The sequence below is a fragment of the Geodermatophilus sp. SYSU D01106 genome (assembly GCF_054049995.1).
The window spans coordinates 37406-52381 of the sequence record NZ_JBJGYM010000017.1; the positions used below are offsets into that span (position 1 = coordinate 37406).

The following is a 14976-nucleotide window of genomic DNA, read 5'->3' on the forward strand; positions in this document are numbered from 1 at the left end:
GCCCGCGGCGGAGCCTAGGTCGCGCGTCGTCACCCTGCTCCCGAGAGGTCGGACATGCGCTCGTGGGCCTCCGGCGGCGCGGGGCCCGCGCGGGCGGCTCCCGCGGCCCGCCGGGCGCCCAGCGGGCCGAGGTCGACGGCCACGGTGGCGGTCACCTCGACCACCGCGCCGCCGCCCACCGCGCAGGCGGTGAGCACCGCGCCGTTGTCACGGGCGACCCCGGCGGCGACCTCGCAAGCGGCCGGGTCGCCGGACACCGCCGCCGCGGCTCCCGCGAGGGCCGCGAGGTCGGCCGCGGCGCCGGCGCGGTGCCGGGCCACCGCCGCGGCACCGAGCAGCACCGCGGCCAGCCCGACGAGGGCGAGCACCGCGGCGAGCCCGACCGTCCACACGGTCGCCGACCCGCGCTCCCCCTCCCTCACCCGCCGGCCACCCCGGGCTCGAGCCGGGCGACCGCCGTCGCCTCCACGTCGACGCCGAGGTCGACCGGCCCGAGCGGGGACACCTCGGCCCGGACGGTGACCCGGACCCCGCCGTCGCCGACGGCGACCTCGGTCCGCGCGCCGTCGGGCGCGACCCGGGCGACGAGCGCGCGCACCGCGTCCGGGGCGTCGCCGCGGGCGGCGGCGCGAGCCCCCTCGCGGGCGGCGTCCACGCAGCGCAGCTGGGCGCCGACCACCACGACCGCCGCGACCACGGCGGCGAGCACCAGCAGGAGGACCGGCAGCACCACCGCGGTCTCCGCGGTGACCATCCCCGCCTCCCGGTCGCGGCGCCGGCTCAGGACAGCACCTGCAGCGCGGAGGAGACGAGGTCGCCCAGCGCGGTGACCACCGAGCCGCCGGTGACCACGCGGTAGAGGACCGCGGCGAACGCGCAGGCGGCGACGGTGCCCACCGCGTACTCGGCCGTGCTCATGCCGGCCTCCGCCTCCGCCTGCAGCCGCGCCCACCGGGCGGCCAGGCGCCCGAGCGGCGGCGCGGGCGGGCCGGCGTCGTCCGTCTCAGGTGCGGTCTCGGGCGCGGCGTCCGGTGCGGCATCGGGCATGGGTTCCTCCTCGGGTGGGCGGCCCCGTGCGCGGGGCGCGCCCGACCCTCACCGCGCCCGACCCGCCGCGGCGGGCCCGCGCCCGACCTGGGGACGGAGCACCGGCCTGTGGACGGCGCGCGCGGCGGTGTCGGCATGGCCGCTTCCACTTCAGGACGACAGCGCGGTTGCCGATCCAGCCATGAGGTGGCGCAGCCGCACCACCGCACCCGGGCCGGGAGGAGGGACCGTGGCGGCACACGGCGCCGACCGCCCCGAGGGCCGCCCGCTGGTCCTCGTCGCCTACCTGCTGGGCCTCGCGGGCGCGATCGCGGCCTTCGGCATCGGCCCCACGCTCGGCGTCGTCGCCGGTGCGCTCAACGTCGTCTTCGGCGTCTACTTCTGCCGGCACCTGGCCTTCGCCGTCGCCGCCGCCCGCTGGGCCGAGCGCGACCTGCTGGCCGCCGACGTCGGCCTGGACAGCTACACGCCGCCGGTCGCCGTCCTCGTCGGGTGCAAGAACGAGGAGCTGGTCGTCGACGGGATGGTCGCGGCGCTGCTGGCCCTCGACTACCCCACCGACCGGCTCACCCTCGTCGTGGTCGACGACGGCTCCGACGACGCGACCGGCGCCAAGCTCGACGCCTGGGCGCTGCGCGACCCGCGGCTGCGCGTGCTGCACCGCGCGCCCGGCTCCGGCGGCGGCAAGTCCGGCGCGCTGAACGAGGCGCTGGCGCTGGTCGACGCCGAGATCGTGCTGGTCTTCGACGCCGACCACGAGCCCGAGCCCACCGCGCTGCGCCGGCTGGTGCGGCACTTCCGCGACCCCTCCGTCGGCGCGGTGATGGGCCGCTGCGTCATCCGCAACGGCCAGGACTCGACGATGGCCAACACCGTCTTCGTCGACTACCTGTCGGGCTACCTCGTCAACGAGTACGGCCGCCAGGCGCTGTTCGAGCTGCCCGCCTACGGCGGCGCCAACTGCGCCGTGCGCGCCTCGACGCTGCGCGCCCTCGGCGGGTGGAACCCCGAGACGGTCACCGAGGACACCGACCTGACCCTGCGGATCCTGCTCATGGGCCAGCGGGTGCGCTACGACGTCTCGGCCATCGACTTCGAGGAGGCGGTGGTCAGCGCCCAGCGCTTCTGGAAGCAGCGCTACCGCTGGGCCCGGGGCCACCAGAAGTGCCTGCGCGACTACTGGCGGCCGCTCATGCGCTCGCCGCACCTGTCGCCGCTGGAGAAGGTCGAGACGACGCTGTTCCTCGGTGTCTACCACGTGCCGGTGCTCAGCGGCCTGGGCCTGCTGCTCACCGTGCTGCGCGCCTTCGGCGTCGGCGACCTGCCGGTCATCGGGCTGCTGCCGCTGTCGATGCTGCTGTTCATCGGCCCGCTCGCCGAGCTGTGCGTCGGCCTGCTGGTCGGCCGGGTGGAGCGGCGATCGGCGTGGCGGCTGCTGGGCTTCCTGCCCGCCTTCGCGCTGTCGATCTGGATCACCTCGCGCGCCTACGTCGACGGCATGCTCGGCCGCCCCTACAGCTGGGTGAAGACCTCCCGCTCGGGCGCCACCTCGACGGTGCTCGCGACGCCGCCGCCGGTCGCCGCCGTCCCGGCGCAGGCGCCGGCCCGGCCCCGTTCGTTCGCGTCCCCCGGGGAGGACCGGTGACCACCGCACCCGCACAGGCCCTCGCGCGGCGCAGGACCCCGCGCGGCACGACGCGGCGGCTGCTGCCCGTCGTCGCCGACCTGGTCCTCGCCGGGCTGATCTGCGTCGTCGGCTTCGCCACGCTGTCGCACCCGCTGCAGGTGCTCGAGGCCGGCGCGGTCGCGACCGTCCTGGAGCTGCTGGACCCCGAGTGGTCCTCGGGCGTGCTGCCCGGCCACGTCCTGCTGTTCCGAGACGACGGCGGGATCATCGACGCGGTCGTCACGGCGTCGTGCTCGTCCGTCCTGTCGGTGCTCGGGCTCGTCGCGCTGACCGCGGTCATCCTGCGCGGCCGCAAGGCGCACGCCCTCGGCGGCCTGCTCGTCGCCGTCGTCGCCGTCGTCGCGCTCAACCACGGTCGGCTGCTGCTGTCGGCGCTCGCCGGGCTGTACTGGGGCGAGGGCGCGCTGGTGCTCTTCCACGACTGGGTGGGCACCGTCTGGAACCTCGTCGCCACCCTCGGCGGCTTCCTCGTCATGGTGTGGGTGACGCTGCCCGCCGCCGAGCGCGCCGAGCAGGACGTCGACGGCCGGCACACCGCCCGCCGCCCCGACTCCTGGGCCCGGCCGGGGCTCGGCTACCGGACGCCGGCCGTCGAGGAGGACGACGCGCGCCGCCGCCGTACGACGCTCACCGGGCTCATGCACCGCTACGTGCTGCCGCGCGGGGTGTCGGCCCGGCTGGCCGCCCGCCGGGAGGCCGCGCGGGTCGACTACCGCCTCGGGCACCTGCCGCCCTACCAGCGCATCGAGCGCATCCGCGAGCTCGCCGCCGACGGCCTCGGCGCGCACAGCGCCTCGCTGGTCGCGGTCGCCACCTACGAGCGCGAGCACCTCGTCCTCGACGCCCTCGCGGAGGCGGTCGCCGCCCGCCAGTGGGAGCCGGTCACCGACCACCGGGTGACCGCCCTGCGGCTGTGGGCCCGCGGCTGGCTGCTGGCCCGTCCCGCCCCCGACGGCGCGGCCGCCGACGCCGCCCCGGGTGGCCCGGTGCACGGGGCGGCCCCGGTCGCCGTCGCCCGCATCCCGGTGCCCCCGCCGGCACCCGCCACGGCTCCCGCGGGCGGCCCGGGCCGCCGGTCGCACGCCGCCGGAACCCAGGCCCCCCGCACCTTCGCCCGCCCGTCCGACCACCCGCATCCCCCGGAGACGCCCCGGTGACCTCGACCCTCCCGACCTCGGCCGCTCCCCCGTCGGCCGGCCGCCGCTCCCCCGGCTCCTCCTCCCCCGCCGTCCTGGTCACCGGGGCGGGCGGGCCGGCCGGGGTGGCGGTCGTCCGGCGGCTGGTGGCCCTCGGGCACCGCGTCGTCGGCGTGGACGCCGACGCGACCGCCGCGGGCGCCGCCCTGGCCACCGTCGGCGCCGTCGTCCCGCGGGCCGACCACGTGCGGTTCGTCGACGCCCTGGTCGCGCTGGCCGTCGCCCACGGCGCCGACGCGCTCATCGGCACCGTGGCCGAGGAACTGCCCGCCCTCGCCGCGGGCGCCGACCGCCTCGCCGCCGCCGGGGTGGCCACCTGGCTGCCCGACCCGGAGGCCGTCGGGATCTGCTGCGACAAGGCCGCCTTCGCCCGGGCGATGCGCGCCGCCGGGGTGCCGCACCCGGCCACCACCGACACCCCCGCCGGGCTCGCCGCCGTCGCCGGCCCGTGGGTCGTCAAGCCGCGCGCCGGGCGGGGCAGCCGGGGTGTGCGGCTGCTCGACACCCGCGCCGAGGTGGTCGAGGCGATGCACGGCGACGCCTCGCTCATCGCCCAGACGCGGCTGACCGGACGCGAGTTCACCGCCGACGCCCTCGTCGACCGCGACGGCGAGCTGGTCACGGTGGTGCCCCGCTGGCGCGACGACACCCGCGCCGGCATCTCGGTCAAGGGCACGACCTTCGACTCCGCCGAGGTCACCGCGGTGGTGGCCGCGGCGCTGGAGGCGGTGCAGCTGACCGGCCCGGCCAACGTGCAGGGCTTCGTCGCCGACGACGGCCGGGCGAGCGTAGTGGAGATCAACCCGCGCTTCTCCGGCGGCCTGCCGCTGACCCTCGCCGCGGGCGCCGACGTCGTCAGCGCCCACCTGGCCGGCATCCGCGACCCGCACGCGCGCCTGCCGCACCTGTGGTTCACCCCGGGCGTCCGGATGAGCCGCTACTTCGCCGAGACCTACACCGCCGACGACGGCAGCCCCGTCGCCGACCCCTGCGAGGCGACGGCGGCGGTCACGGCGGTGCGCGCGTGAGCCGCAGCCGGCACGTCCTCGTCCCGTTCGGCACCCGGCCGGAGGTCGTCAAGCTCGCGCCGGTGGTGACCGCGCTCGTGGCCGCCGGCCACCGGGTCGACGTCGTCGACACCGGCCAGCACACCGACCCCGACCTCTCCACCCGGCTGCAGGAGACCCTCGGGCTGGCTCCCACCTGCCGGTTCACCCTGCCGACCGACGACCCCGCGGCCCGGTACGGCGCCCTGCACGCCGACGCGGCGCGCGCGGTGGCCCGGTTCCGGCCCGACCTCGTGCTGGCCCTCGGCGACACCAACACCGTCCCCGCCTACGCGCTGGCCGCGCGGGGCGCGGGGATCCCGTTCGCGCACCTCGAGGCGGGCCTGCGCAGCCTCAACGCGCGCAGCGTGGAGGAGGTCAACCGCCGGGTGGCGGCGGCCGTCGCCGCGCTGCACCTCGCCCCGACCCGGCGGGCCGCGGCGTTCCTCGCCGCCGAGGGCGTCCCCGCCGAGCGGGTGTTCGTGGTCGGCAACCCGGTGGTCGACACGCTGGTGGCCCGCGGCGTGCGCCCGGTGCCGGTGGCGGAGCGGTCCGGGGTGCTGGTGACGGCGCACCGGCCGACCAACGTCGACGACCCGGTGCGCCTGAAGCGCCTGGTGGGCGTGGTGCGCTCGCTGGCCGACGACGTCGGCCCGGTGACCTTCCCGGTGCACCCGCGCACGGCGGCCCGCCTGGCGGCGACCGGCCTCGACGCGGAGCTGGAGCACCCGGCGATCTCACTGAGCGGGCCGGTCGGCTACGACGCGCTGCTCGCGGCGCTGGCCTCGGCGCGCCTGGCGGTCACCGACTCCGGCGGCATCCAGGAGGAGGCGGCCTACCTCGGCGTGCCGGTCGTGGTCCTGCGCGGGTCCACGCCGCGGTGGGAGGGCGTGGAGGCCGGCACCACCACCCTGGCGGGCCTGGCCGACGACGGCGCCGCCGACGCGGTCCTCGCGGCCGCCGCGCGGCACACCTCGCCGGAGGGCCAGGCGCGCGCCGCGGCGCTCCCCTGCCCCTACGGCGACGGCACCACCGGTCCGCAGGTCGCGGCGCTGCTCGCCGACGAGGCCACCGACGCGCTCCTGGCGATCACCGAGCCCGACTTCACCGACGGGCGCCTGCCGTGGTGACCGGCGCGCCCGCCTGGGACGGCCCGCCGCCGCTGGCGGTGGTGGTCGACCTCGACGACACGCTCTACCCGCAGGCCGCCTACCTGGCGGGCGCCGCCGAGGCGGTCGGGCGGGCGTCCGCCGCCGTCGGCCTGGACGGCGCCCGGGTGCACGCGGCCCTCGTCCGGGAACTCGCGGCCGGCTCCGACCGCGGCGGCACCATCGACCGAGCGCTGCTCGCCGCCGGCGTCCCGGACGCGGACCTGCCGGGCCTCGTCCCACCCCTGGTCGCCGCCTTCACCGCGCACGAGCCGGTGGCGCTGGCCCCCTACCCCGGCGCGGCGGCGGCGCTGGCCGCGCTGGCCCGCGAGGTGCCCGTGGGCTGCCTGACCGACGGCAACCCGGCCATCCAGGCGGCCAAGCTGACGGCGACCGGCCTGCTGCCGCTGCTGGCGGAGGTCCTGGTCACCGACACGCTCGGCGGGCGGGCGGCCCGCAAGCCCGCGCCCGAGGGCCTCCGCGTCCTCGCCGGGCGGCTCGGCGTGCCCGCCGACCGGGTGCTGGTCATCGGCGACCGGCCCGGCAAGGACGTCGCCGTCGCGGCCGCGGTGGGTGCGCGGGCGGTCCGCGTGCGCCAGGGCGAGTACGAGGACGCACCGGACGTGCCGCCGGCGTGGGCGGTCACCGCCGACTTCCCGGCCGCCGCGGCGCTCGCGCTCGGCGTCCTGAGCGGCTCCCCGGCGGCCGCCGCGAACTGAGCGCGACCGTCCTCCCTCCTCCGGGGGACCCCCGTCCCGGTGGCGTGGAGACCGGGCGCGCCGCTCCCGATCTCCCCCGGGAGGGGCCGAGTGCGCCCCGGTCCGGAAGGGGGCCACATGAGAGGCAACACGGGGCGGCGCGCGTCGCTGGGGACCCGGCTGGCGGTCGTCGCCGGCGTGGGCGCGGCGGCGGTGCTCGCGACGCCGGGCGTGGCGAGCGCCCACTACGGGGAGACGTCGGTCACCTGCGTCATCCCGGCGCAGAACGGCACGTGGACCGCGGTGTTCGGCTACCGCAACGACACCGGGTACACCGGCTCGCTGCCGGTCGGCCGCTACAACGACATGAGCCCGGACCAGTTCGACGGCCGGCAGGTCACGACCTTCGCGCCGGGCAACCACCCGGGCGCGTTCCAGGTCCAGGTGCCCGCGTCGGTGTCCTCGGTGAGCTGGACCGTCCTCGGGACGACGGCCACCGCCAAGAAGGACGGCAGCACCCGCTGCCCCTCCGGCACGCCGCTGCCGGCCGACGGCAACGGCCTGGGCATGGTCATCGCGCTCGCCGCCTCCGGCGCGGTCGCAGGTGGCTCCATGTGGGCGGCGCAGCGCCGCCGCGCGCGGGTCGCCGAGGCACCCGCGGACTGATACATCGCGCACGACCGGTCCTCCCCCCATCGAGGGGGGAGCCGGTCGTCCCGGTGGACCCGGCGGCCGCGGCCGCCGATGGAAGAGCATCGGGCGGGACCACCGCCCCGGCACGGACAGGACGGCGGCGATGGACGGCGCAGGAACGCGGAGCACGGGACGCAGCGTCCTGGCCATCGGGGCGCACCCCGACGACATCGAGCTGGGCTGCGGGGGCGCGCTGCTCGCGCACGTGGCCGCCGGCGACCGGGTGACCATGCTGGTGGTGACCGGCGGCGAGAACGGCCCCGGCGACGACACCCAGGTGACCGGCCGACGCGCCGAGCAGGAGCGGGCCGCCGCCGCCATCGGCGCCCGGCTGGTGTGGGGCGGGCTGGTCGACTGCCAGGTCGTGGCCGACTCCGCCGCCATCCGCCGCATCGAGGAGGTCCTGGAGGCCACCGCCGCCGACCTCGTCTACGTGCACGCCCCCGACGACAGCCACCAGGACCACCGCGCCGTCGCCGCCGCCACGCTCGGAGCGGCCCGCCGGCTGCCCCGGGTGCTGCACTACCAGAGCCCCTCGACGCTGACCTTCACCCCGACCGTCTACGTCGACGTCACCGCCCACCTGACCGGCAAGCTGGCCGCGCTCGCCGCCCACGCCTCGCAGGTGGAGCGCTCGGCCATGGTGGAGCCCGACGCGATCGTCGCCTCCGCCCGCCACTGGGGCGCGCAGGCCCGCATCGGGTACGCGGAGGCCTTCCAGCCGACCCGCATGGTGCTCGACCTGTCCGCGGCGGGCTCCCCGGTGCCCTCGGCGGTCCCGGCGGCGTGGTCGCTCGCGCCGTCCTTCACCCCGCACACGACGTCGTCGTTCGCGGGCTCGGCCGTCGCCCGGACCCGCTGACCGCTCACCCGAAGACCTGCCCCGCGATGCCGATGACCATCGGCGCGATGCCGAGGCAGACGAACGCCGGCAGGAAGCAGGCGCCCAGCGGCGCGAGCACCCACACGCCGGCCCGCCGGACCGCGGCCTCGGCGTCGCTGCGCGCGGCCTGACGCGTCTCGGCGGCCAGCACCCGCAGCGCCCCGGCCGCCTGGGTCCCCGACTCCCCGGCCCGCACCAGCACCCGGCCGAGCCCCGCGAGCTCCGCCGGGGTGCCGGCCCAGGCCGCGAGCGGGCCCGCGCCCAGCCGCAGTCGCCCGGCGACGACGGCGAGCACCTCTCCCGTCGGGCCGGGCAGCGCCGTGGCCACCGCGGCCAGCGCCGCGCCGACCGGCGCCCCGGCCGCGAGGCACACCGCGAGCAGGTCACAGGCCACCGGCACGTCCGCGCCGGTCCCTGCGCCCGTCGCGCCCGGGTCCGTCCTCCGGCGCAGCAGCCGGGCGGCCAGCACCCCGGCGCCGGCCCCGAGCAGCACCCCCGTCGCGCCGCCCACCAGCAGCGCCACCGCTCCCCCCGCGGCCACGGGCAGCGCGAGACGCCGCACCACACCGGGCGCCGCGTCCGGCACCGGCCCCGGCTCGGTCCGGGCGGGCGGGGCGGGCCGCCGCGGGACCCCCGCGACCGCCCGCACCCGCGCACCCCGGCGGGCCTCAGCCGACGGCCAGGCCAGCAGCGCGGCCGCCAGCAGCACAAGTCCCGCGCTCACGCCGCGGCCGCCGGTCCCGCGACCGCCCGCCGGACCAGCCGCGCCGACCAGGCCAGCCCCGCCGCCTCCAGCGCGACCCCGAGGACCAGCAGGACCTGACCGGCGCCGGTGGTCGTGAGCACGGACCACGGGTCGGCGCCGATGCCGCTGCCCATGGCCAGCGCCAGCAGCGGCAGGCCGGCGAGCAGGGCGGCGCTGGCCCGCGGACCGGCGGTCACCGACCGCAGCTCCTGGCGCTGCCGGCGGCGGGCCCGCAGGTCGTCCTCCACCGCGGCGACGACGGCCGCCAGGGAGCAGCCGGTCCGCGCGCTGAGCAGCACCGCCGCGGCCACCCGCGCCAGCGCCCGGTCGAGGTCCGTCGCGCCCGGCCCGACCGCCGCCGGGGCCCGCAGCGCCCGGGCGAGCCCGTCGGCCACCCCGGCGTCGGTGCACCCGGCCACGGCCGCCCCGGCCGCGTCCTCGGGCGGCCGCCCGCCGCGCAGCTCCGCGGACAGCGCCGCGAGGGCGTCGGTCAGCTCGTCCAGCCGCTCCTCCGCGGCGCGCCGGTCCCGGGCGCGGGCCAGCGCCCGGACCGCGCCGGCCGCGCCCGCCGCGGCGAGGGCCCCGACCAGCGGCGTCGCGGCGAGGGAGCCGGCCGCCCCGGCGAGCAGCGCGGCGGGCAGCGGCCAGGCGGCGCGCGGCAGCGCGGCCGGGCGGGCAGCCGGGGTCCCCCGGGGGCGCACCAGGCGCCGCAGCCGGGAGCGCCGCCGGGCGACCGCGCCGGGCCACAGGAGCAGCGCCCCGGCGGTCAGCAGCAGCGCCGCGCTCACCCGGCCGCTCCACCGTCGAGCAGCGCGGCCAGCCGCTCCGCGCCCGGGCACGGACCGCCGTCGGCCCGCCAGCCGGCGTCGACCGCGATCCAGTCCCCGTCGCGGCGGACGACGCCGATCTCCTCCACCCGCCTGCCGGCCGCGGTGCGCCGCAGGTGCACGACGACGGCGAGCGCGGCCGCGGCCTGGCTGTGCACCGCCCGCCGGTCGAGCCCCGCGGCCACCCCGAGCGCCTCCAGCCGGGCGGGCACCTCCCCGGGCCGGTTGGCGTGCAGGGTGCCGCAGCCGCCGTCGTGGCCGGTGTTGAGGGCGGCGAGCAGGTCGGTGACCTCCGCGCCGCGCACCTCGCCGACGACGAGCCGGTCGGGGCGCATCCGCAGGGCCTGGCGGACCAGGGCGCGCAGCGTCACCTGCCCGGCGCCCTCCACGTTGGCCGGCCGGGTGAGCAGCCGGACGACGTGCGGGTGGACCGGCGCGAGCTCCGGCGCGTCCTCGCACAGCACCAGCCGCTCCCCCGCCGGCAGCTCGCCGAGCAGCGCCGCGAGCAGCGTCGTCTTGCCGGAGCCGGTGCCGCCGGTGACGAGGAAGGCCAGCCGCGCCCGCAGCACCGCGCGCAGCAGGCGGGCCGACTCCCCGGGCAGCGTCCCGCGGGCGACGAGGTCGCCGAGGCCGAGGCTGGCGCGGCGCAGCACCCGCAGCGACAGGCAGGTGCCCCCGCCCGAGACCGGCGGCAGCACCGCGTGCAGGCGGGTGCCGTCGGGCAGCCCGGCGTCGACCCAGGGCGCGGCGTCGTCGAGCCGGCGGCCGGCACTGGCGGCCAGCCGCACCGCGAGCCGGCGGACGGCGTCCTCGTCGGGGAAGCGGACGGCGGCGCGCTCGAGGCCGCCGCCCCGGTCCACCCAGACGTGCGCCGGGCCGTTGACCAGCACGTCGGTGACGCCCGGCTCGCGCAGCAGCGCCTCCAGCGGCCCCGCCCCGGCCAGCTCGGCCACCGCGTCCCGCACGGCGTCGAGCACCTCGGCGTCGCCGAGCAGCCCCGCCTCGTCGCGGACGAGCGCGGCGACGGCGGCGCGGCTGGGCGGTCCCGGCTCCAGCGCCAGCCGTGCCCGGACCCGCTCGACCAGCGGCAGCGCGCTCACGCCGCCCGCTCCGGCACCGGGAGCCCGCCGAGCAGCCGGCGGGCGACCGCCCCGAACGGGCTGCGCGGGGACACCGCCGGGGGCACGCCGCGCTCGCCGCGGTGGACGGCGCCGCGGTCGTGGCCGAGCACGGCGAGCACCGGGGCGCCGGTGGCGGCCGCGACCTCCGCCGCCGACAGGCCGCCCGGGACCTCGCGCACCACGACCCCGGCCCTCCGCCACGGGGACGGCTCCGCGGGCGACCCGGCGAGCAGCAGGCGGGCGGCGGTGACCGCGCGCAGCCGGGCCGGCACGACGAGGACAGCGAGGTCGGCCCCGGCCAGGACGGCGGCGGCCGCCGCGTCGTCGGGGCCGGCCGGGCGGGGCAGGTCGACCACCACCGGCCGGCCGCACCCGCGCGCGGCGTCGACGACCGCGGTCAGCGCCTCGACCGGCACCGGGCCCGCGTCCTCCCGGGCGGCGGGTAGCACGGTGACGCCGCCGGCCTCCGGCAGGGCGGCCAGCAGCGCGTCCCCGGCGACCCGGCCGCGCACCCCGGCCAGCGCGGGCCAGCGCAGCCCGTCGACGTCCTCGGCGCCGAGCAGCAGGTCCAGCCCGCCGCCCCACGGGTCGGCGTCGACCAGCAGCGCCCCGCCGGCGTCCTCCGCGGCGGTGAGCGCCAGGGCGGCGGCCAGCGTGCTGACGCCCGCGCCGCCGCAGCTGCCGCCCACCACCAGCAGCGGGCCGCGCTCCACCGGCGAGCGCACCGCCTCCGCGGCGCGGGCGGCGAGCCAGGCCTCGTCGTCGGGCAGGACGGCCACGCGCTCGGCGCCGAGCTCCACCGCGGCCGCCCAGGCCGGCGCGGTCAGCGGGCCCCCGGCGACCACCACCACGCCGGGCCGGCGCGGCAGCGCCCGGACCGCGGGTGCGCCGAGGACGTCGGTGCCGAGCAGCACCAGCCCGGCCTCGCGGGAGGCGCGGCGCAGCGCCGGGCCGCCCGTGGCGACCTCGGGCTCGGTACCCGCGGCGGCGAGCACCCGCAGGACGTCGTCGAGGAGGTCCTCGTCGGCGCTGACGACGAGCGGGCGGGGCGGGGGCGGCACGGGACGCGGGGGCACGCGCCCGAGCCCAGCGCGGCCGCGCGGCCCGGGACGACCGGAGCCGCGACCTGTGGATGACCCGGACGGGTGTGGACGGCGCGCGGGAGGCCGTCGGCCCCCTGCCGTCCGCTTACAGTCGTGAGCTGTGACCCGCGCCGCGGCGTTCTTCGACCTGGACAAGACGGTCATCGCCAAGTCCAGCACCCTGGCCTTCGGCCGCCCCTTCTTCGCGGGCGGGCTGATCAACCGGCGCGCCGTGCTCAAGGGCGCCTACGCGCAGTTCGTCTTCTCCCTCGCCGGCGCCGACGCCCAGCAGATGGAGCGGATGCGCGCCCAGATCACCCGGATGGCCACCGGGTGGGACGTCGCGACGGTGCACGAGATCGTCAGCGAGACCCTGCACGAGATCGTCGACCCGCTGGTCTACGCCGAGGCCGCCGACCTCATCGAGTTCCACCGGGCGGCCGGCCGGGAGATCGTCATCGTCTCCAGCAGCGGCGCGGAGATGGTCGGGCCGATCGGCGAGATGCTCGGCGCCGACCGGGTGGTGGCCACCCGCATGGTGCGGGCCGGGGGCCGCTACACCGGGGAGATCGAGTTCTACGCCTACGGCGAGAACAAGGCCGAGGCGATGCGGCAGGTGGCCGCCGAGAGCGGCTACGACCTCGCCGACTGCTACGCCTACAGCGACTCGGTCACCGACCTGCCGATGCTCGCCGCCGTCGGGCACCCCACGGCCGTCAACCCCGACCGCGCGCTGCGGAAGGTGGCGGCCGAGCGCGGCTGGCCGGTCCTGGAGTTCACCCGGCCGGTGTCGATGCGCAGCCGCTTCGCCGTGCCGCCGGTCCCGGTGGTCACCGGCGCGGCCATGGGCGTCGGCGCCGCGGTGGCGGGGATCGCCTGGTACGCCCGCCGGCGGGCGCTGCGCGTCGTCGAGACCACGGCGGCCGTCGCCGCCCCGGTCCCGCCCGGACGCCGCCGTCGCCGCGGCGCCTGAGGTCAGACGCCCAGCCGCTCCCGCACGCCGTCGACGAGGGTCCGCGCGCCCGACACCGGGGTGAACGCCCGCGCCGCGGACGTCAGGGCCTCGCGCTCGTCCGCGCGCAGCTCGATCTCGCCGGCCGCCGCGTTCGCCTCCACCTGCTCCACGCTCGACGCCCCGGGGATCACCACGACCTGCGGCAGCGACACCAGCCAGGCCAGCGCGATCGTCCCGGGCCGCACGCCGTGTGCGCCGGCGACCTCGCGCAGCACGTCGAGCAGCGGCTGCACGCGGCGCAGGTTCTCCGTGCCGAACAGCGGGTTGGCCGCCCGCACCCCGCCGGGCCGGTTCCCGGGTCCGTATCGGCCGCCGAGCAGCCCCTGCGCCAGCGGGCTGTAGGCGATGACCACGCGCCCCTCGCGCTCGGCGAAGGGCACGAGGTCGTCGAGCGCGCCGGGCTTCGCCAGCGAGAAGTGCACCTGGTTGCTGATGACCGGCCGGCCCAGCGCGGCGTCGGCGGCCCGCCAGCGGTCGAGGGAGTAGTTGGAGACGCCGACGGCGCCGATCCGGCCCTCGTCGAGCAGCGACCGCAGGCCCGTCATGGTGACGGTGTCGGGGACCAGCGGGTTGGGCTGGTGCACCTGGTACAGCGGCAGCCTCTCCAGCCCGAGCCGCCGGGCGCTGCCGGCCAGCCGGTTGCGCACGACGGGCGCGAAGGGCGCGACGGGGAAGAGCTTGGAGGCGACGACGACGTCGCCGCGCCGGTCGCCCAGCGCCTCGCCGAGGATCCGCTCGCTGCGGCCGAAGCCGTACACCTCGGCGGTGTCGAAGAGCGTGACGCCGAGCTCGAGGGCCCGCCGCACGATCTGTCCCGCCGCACCCGAGGCGTAGCCCTCGCCGTAGCCCCACTCGCGGGAGCCGAACTGCCAGGTGCCCAGACCGATGCGGCCGACCGGGCCCAGGCCGTCGACGTCGAGGGTGCGCATGCCGCCACTGTCCCCCGGCACCGCGGCGGCCGCAGGCGGAGCTCAGCCGCGCAGGATCGCCTCGGCGATCGCCAGGCCCTCCCGGGCGCCGAGCTCGGTGGCCCGGCAGCAGTGCACCAGCCACGCGGCGACGCCGTCGGGCCCGCCGGAGGCGTAGCCGGCCACCGCGTCGCGGTGGGCGTCGACGCCGAGCTCGAGGAAGCCGACCTCGGGCACCGACACCGCCTTGGGGTCCAGACCCCGGCCGATGGTGGTGAGCCGGCCGGCCGCGCGGGCGACCACGCCGTCGGCCGTGCCGAAGGGAGCCAGTGCCGCGAGCTCCCCGTGCACCAGCCCGGCGATCAGCACCGCCGGCACCGTCGACGTGCCGGTGACCAGCTGGAACAGCCCGTTCAGCCGCGGTCCCGCGTGCGGGGCGGGCCGGCCGAGCGCGGCACGGTCGGCGAGGTCGGCGGCGGCCAGCACGTGCAGGCGGGCGAGCACCTGCCCGGGCGCCCGGGCCCACGTGTCGACCATCGCGCCGAGCCCGACCGACACCCGCAGGGACCCCTGCACCACCGGGTCCTCGACCGAGCCCGCGCGCAGTTCGGCCAGCGGCACGTCGACCCCGTCCAGCGCGGCCGAGGCGCGGGCGCCGCGCAGCGCGGACTCGGTGCTCACCTCGGCCGACCGGTTGCGCATCAGGCGGTGCGCCAGCAGCCGGTCGATGCCCGCGCGCGCCGCCTCGGCGGCCTCCCGGACGCCGGGCAGGTCGAGCAGCGGGGCCAGCGGGTCGGGACCGGCGGCGGCCCGGGGAGCGGGGCGGCCGGCGCCGGGACGGACGGGGATGGTCACCACCCGACGGTACGAGCACCGGCGC

17 protein-coding genes are annotated in these 14976 nt (G+C 79.2%); 8 read left to right on the forward strand and 9 right to left on the reverse strand.

Going from position 1 to position 14976, the window contains the following annotated elements:
• Positions 1-29: 29 nt before the first annotated feature.
• From ACI78R_RS17000 to ACI78R_RS17010, 3 genes are read right to left on the reverse strand one after another with little or no spacing between them, the layout of a single operon-like run.
• Entirely contained in the window at positions 30-422 is a 393-nt protein-coding gene (locus ACI78R_RS17000) for an Rv3654c family TadE-like protein (protein WP_457041570.1), read from the reverse strand.
• Positions 419-754 (reverse strand): TadE family type IV pilus minor pilin, encoded by a 336-nt coding sequence (locus ACI78R_RS17005; RefSeq protein WP_073418321.1) that lies wholly within the window; start codon positions 752-754, stop codon positions 419-421. Before ACI78R_RS17005 ends, ACI78R_RS17000 begins: the two co-directional genes overlap by 4 nt.
• 26 nt (positions 755-780) lie before the next feature.
• Positions 781-1047, reverse strand: coding sequence for a DUF4244 domain-containing protein (locus tag ACI78R_RS17010; RefSeq protein ID WP_457041571.1), 267 nt, complete (start codon positions 1045-1047; stop codon positions 781-783).
• Positions 1048-1276: 229 nt separating this feature from the next.
• Between ACI78R_RS17010 and ACI78R_RS17015 the strand changes: the two genes are divergently transcribed.
• The 7 genes from ACI78R_RS17015 (at position 1277) to ACI78R_RS17045 (ending at position 8377) form a co-directional block, all read left to right on the forward strand.
• On the forward strand, positions 1277-2692 hold the full coding sequence (locus ACI78R_RS17015) for a glycosyltransferase (protein WP_457041572.1): 1416 nt from the start codon (positions 1277-1279) through the stop codon (positions 2690-2692).
• Positions 2689-3891 (forward strand): exosortase/archaeosortase family protein, encoded by a 1203-nt coding sequence (locus ACI78R_RS17020; RefSeq protein WP_457041573.1) that lies wholly within the window; start codon positions 2689-2691, stop codon positions 3889-3891. The genes ACI78R_RS17015 and ACI78R_RS17020 overlap by 4 nt, the downstream gene beginning before the upstream one ends.
• The gene (locus ACI78R_RS17025) at positions 3888-4958 is read left to right on the forward strand and encodes an ATP-grasp domain-containing protein (protein WP_457041574.1); all 1071 of its coding nucleotides are present in this window, start codon (positions 3888-3890) and stop codon (positions 4956-4958) included. Before ACI78R_RS17020 ends, ACI78R_RS17025 begins: the two co-directional genes overlap by 4 nt.
• Positions 4955-6106 (forward strand): non-hydrolyzing UDP-N-acetylglucosamine 2-epimerase, encoded by a 1152-nt coding sequence (gene wecB / locus ACI78R_RS17030; RefSeq protein ID WP_073418315.1) that lies wholly within the window; start codon positions 4955-4957, stop codon positions 6104-6106. The genes ACI78R_RS17025 and wecB overlap by 4 nt, the downstream gene beginning before the upstream one ends.
• A complete protein-coding gene (locus tag ACI78R_RS17035; protein WP_457041575.1) occupies positions 6103-6843 on the forward strand; it encodes an HAD family hydrolase in 741 nt (246 codons plus the stop codon). Before wecB ends, ACI78R_RS17035 begins: the two co-directional genes overlap by 4 nt.
• A 117-nt stretch (positions 6844-6960) precedes the next feature.
• Positions 6961-7488 (forward strand): hypothetical protein, encoded by a 528-nt coding sequence (locus ACI78R_RS17040; protein WP_457041576.1) that lies wholly within the window; start codon positions 6961-6963, stop codon positions 7486-7488.
• A 130-nt stretch (positions 7489-7618) separates the two neighbouring features.
• The gene (locus ACI78R_RS17045; protein WP_457041577.1) at positions 7619-8377 is read left to right on the forward strand and encodes a PIG-L deacetylase family protein; all 759 of its coding nucleotides are present in this window, start codon (positions 7619-7621) and stop codon (positions 8375-8377) included.
• A 4-nt stretch (positions 8378-8381) separates the two neighbouring features.
• Here the strand turns inward: ACI78R_RS17045 and ACI78R_RS17050 are convergent, their stop codons facing one another.
• From ACI78R_RS17050 to ssd, 4 genes are read right to left on the reverse strand one after another with little or no spacing between them, the layout of a single operon-like run.
• On the reverse strand, positions 8382-9122 hold the full coding sequence (locus tag ACI78R_RS17050) for a type II secretion system F family protein (RefSeq protein WP_457041578.1): 741 nt from the start codon (positions 9120-9122) through the stop codon (positions 8382-8384).
• Positions 9119-9931 carry a type II secretion system F family protein gene (locus tag ACI78R_RS17055; protein ID WP_457041579.1) on the reverse strand — a complete coding sequence of 271 codons (813 nt, stop codon included), beginning with the start codon at positions 9929-9931 and terminating at the stop codon, positions 9119-9121. The genes ACI78R_RS17050 and ACI78R_RS17055 overlap by 4 nt, the downstream gene beginning before the upstream one ends.
• Positions 9928-11070 (reverse strand): TadA family conjugal transfer-associated ATPase, encoded by a 1143-nt coding sequence (locus tag ACI78R_RS17060; protein ID WP_457041580.1) that lies wholly within the window; start codon positions 11068-11070, stop codon positions 9928-9930. The genes ACI78R_RS17055 and ACI78R_RS17060 overlap by 4 nt, the downstream gene beginning before the upstream one ends.
• On the reverse strand, positions 11067-12167 hold the full coding sequence (gene ssd / locus ACI78R_RS17065; RefSeq protein ID WP_457041581.1) for a septum site-determining protein Ssd: 1101 nt from the start codon (positions 12165-12167) through the stop codon (positions 11067-11069). The genes ACI78R_RS17060 and ssd overlap by 4 nt, the downstream gene beginning before the upstream one ends.
• Before the next feature lie 127 nt (positions 12168-12294).
• On the opposite strand from ssd, the gene ACI78R_RS17070 reads away from it, so the two are divergent.
• On the forward strand, positions 12295-13146 hold the full coding sequence (locus ACI78R_RS17070) for an HAD family hydrolase (RefSeq protein ID WP_457041582.1): 852 nt from the start codon (positions 12295-12297) through the stop codon (positions 13144-13146).
• A gap of 2 nt (positions 13147-13148) precedes the next feature.
• On the opposite strand, the gene ACI78R_RS17075 is transcribed toward ACI78R_RS17070, so the two are convergent.
• Together ACI78R_RS17075 and ACI78R_RS17080 are read right to left on the reverse strand one after the other, a co-directional pair.
• Positions 13149-14117, reverse strand: a complete 969-nt coding sequence (locus ACI78R_RS17075) for an aldo/keto reductase (protein WP_457041583.1) — start codon at positions 14115-14117, stop codon at positions 13149-13151.
• A gap of 42 nt (positions 14118-14159) precedes the next feature.
• Positions 14160-14951 carry an oxidoreductase gene (locus ACI78R_RS17080; RefSeq protein ID WP_457041584.1) on the reverse strand — a complete coding sequence of 264 codons (792 nt, stop codon included), beginning with the start codon at positions 14949-14951 and terminating at the stop codon, positions 14160-14162.
• Between the last annotated feature and the right edge of the window lie 25 nt (positions 14952-14976).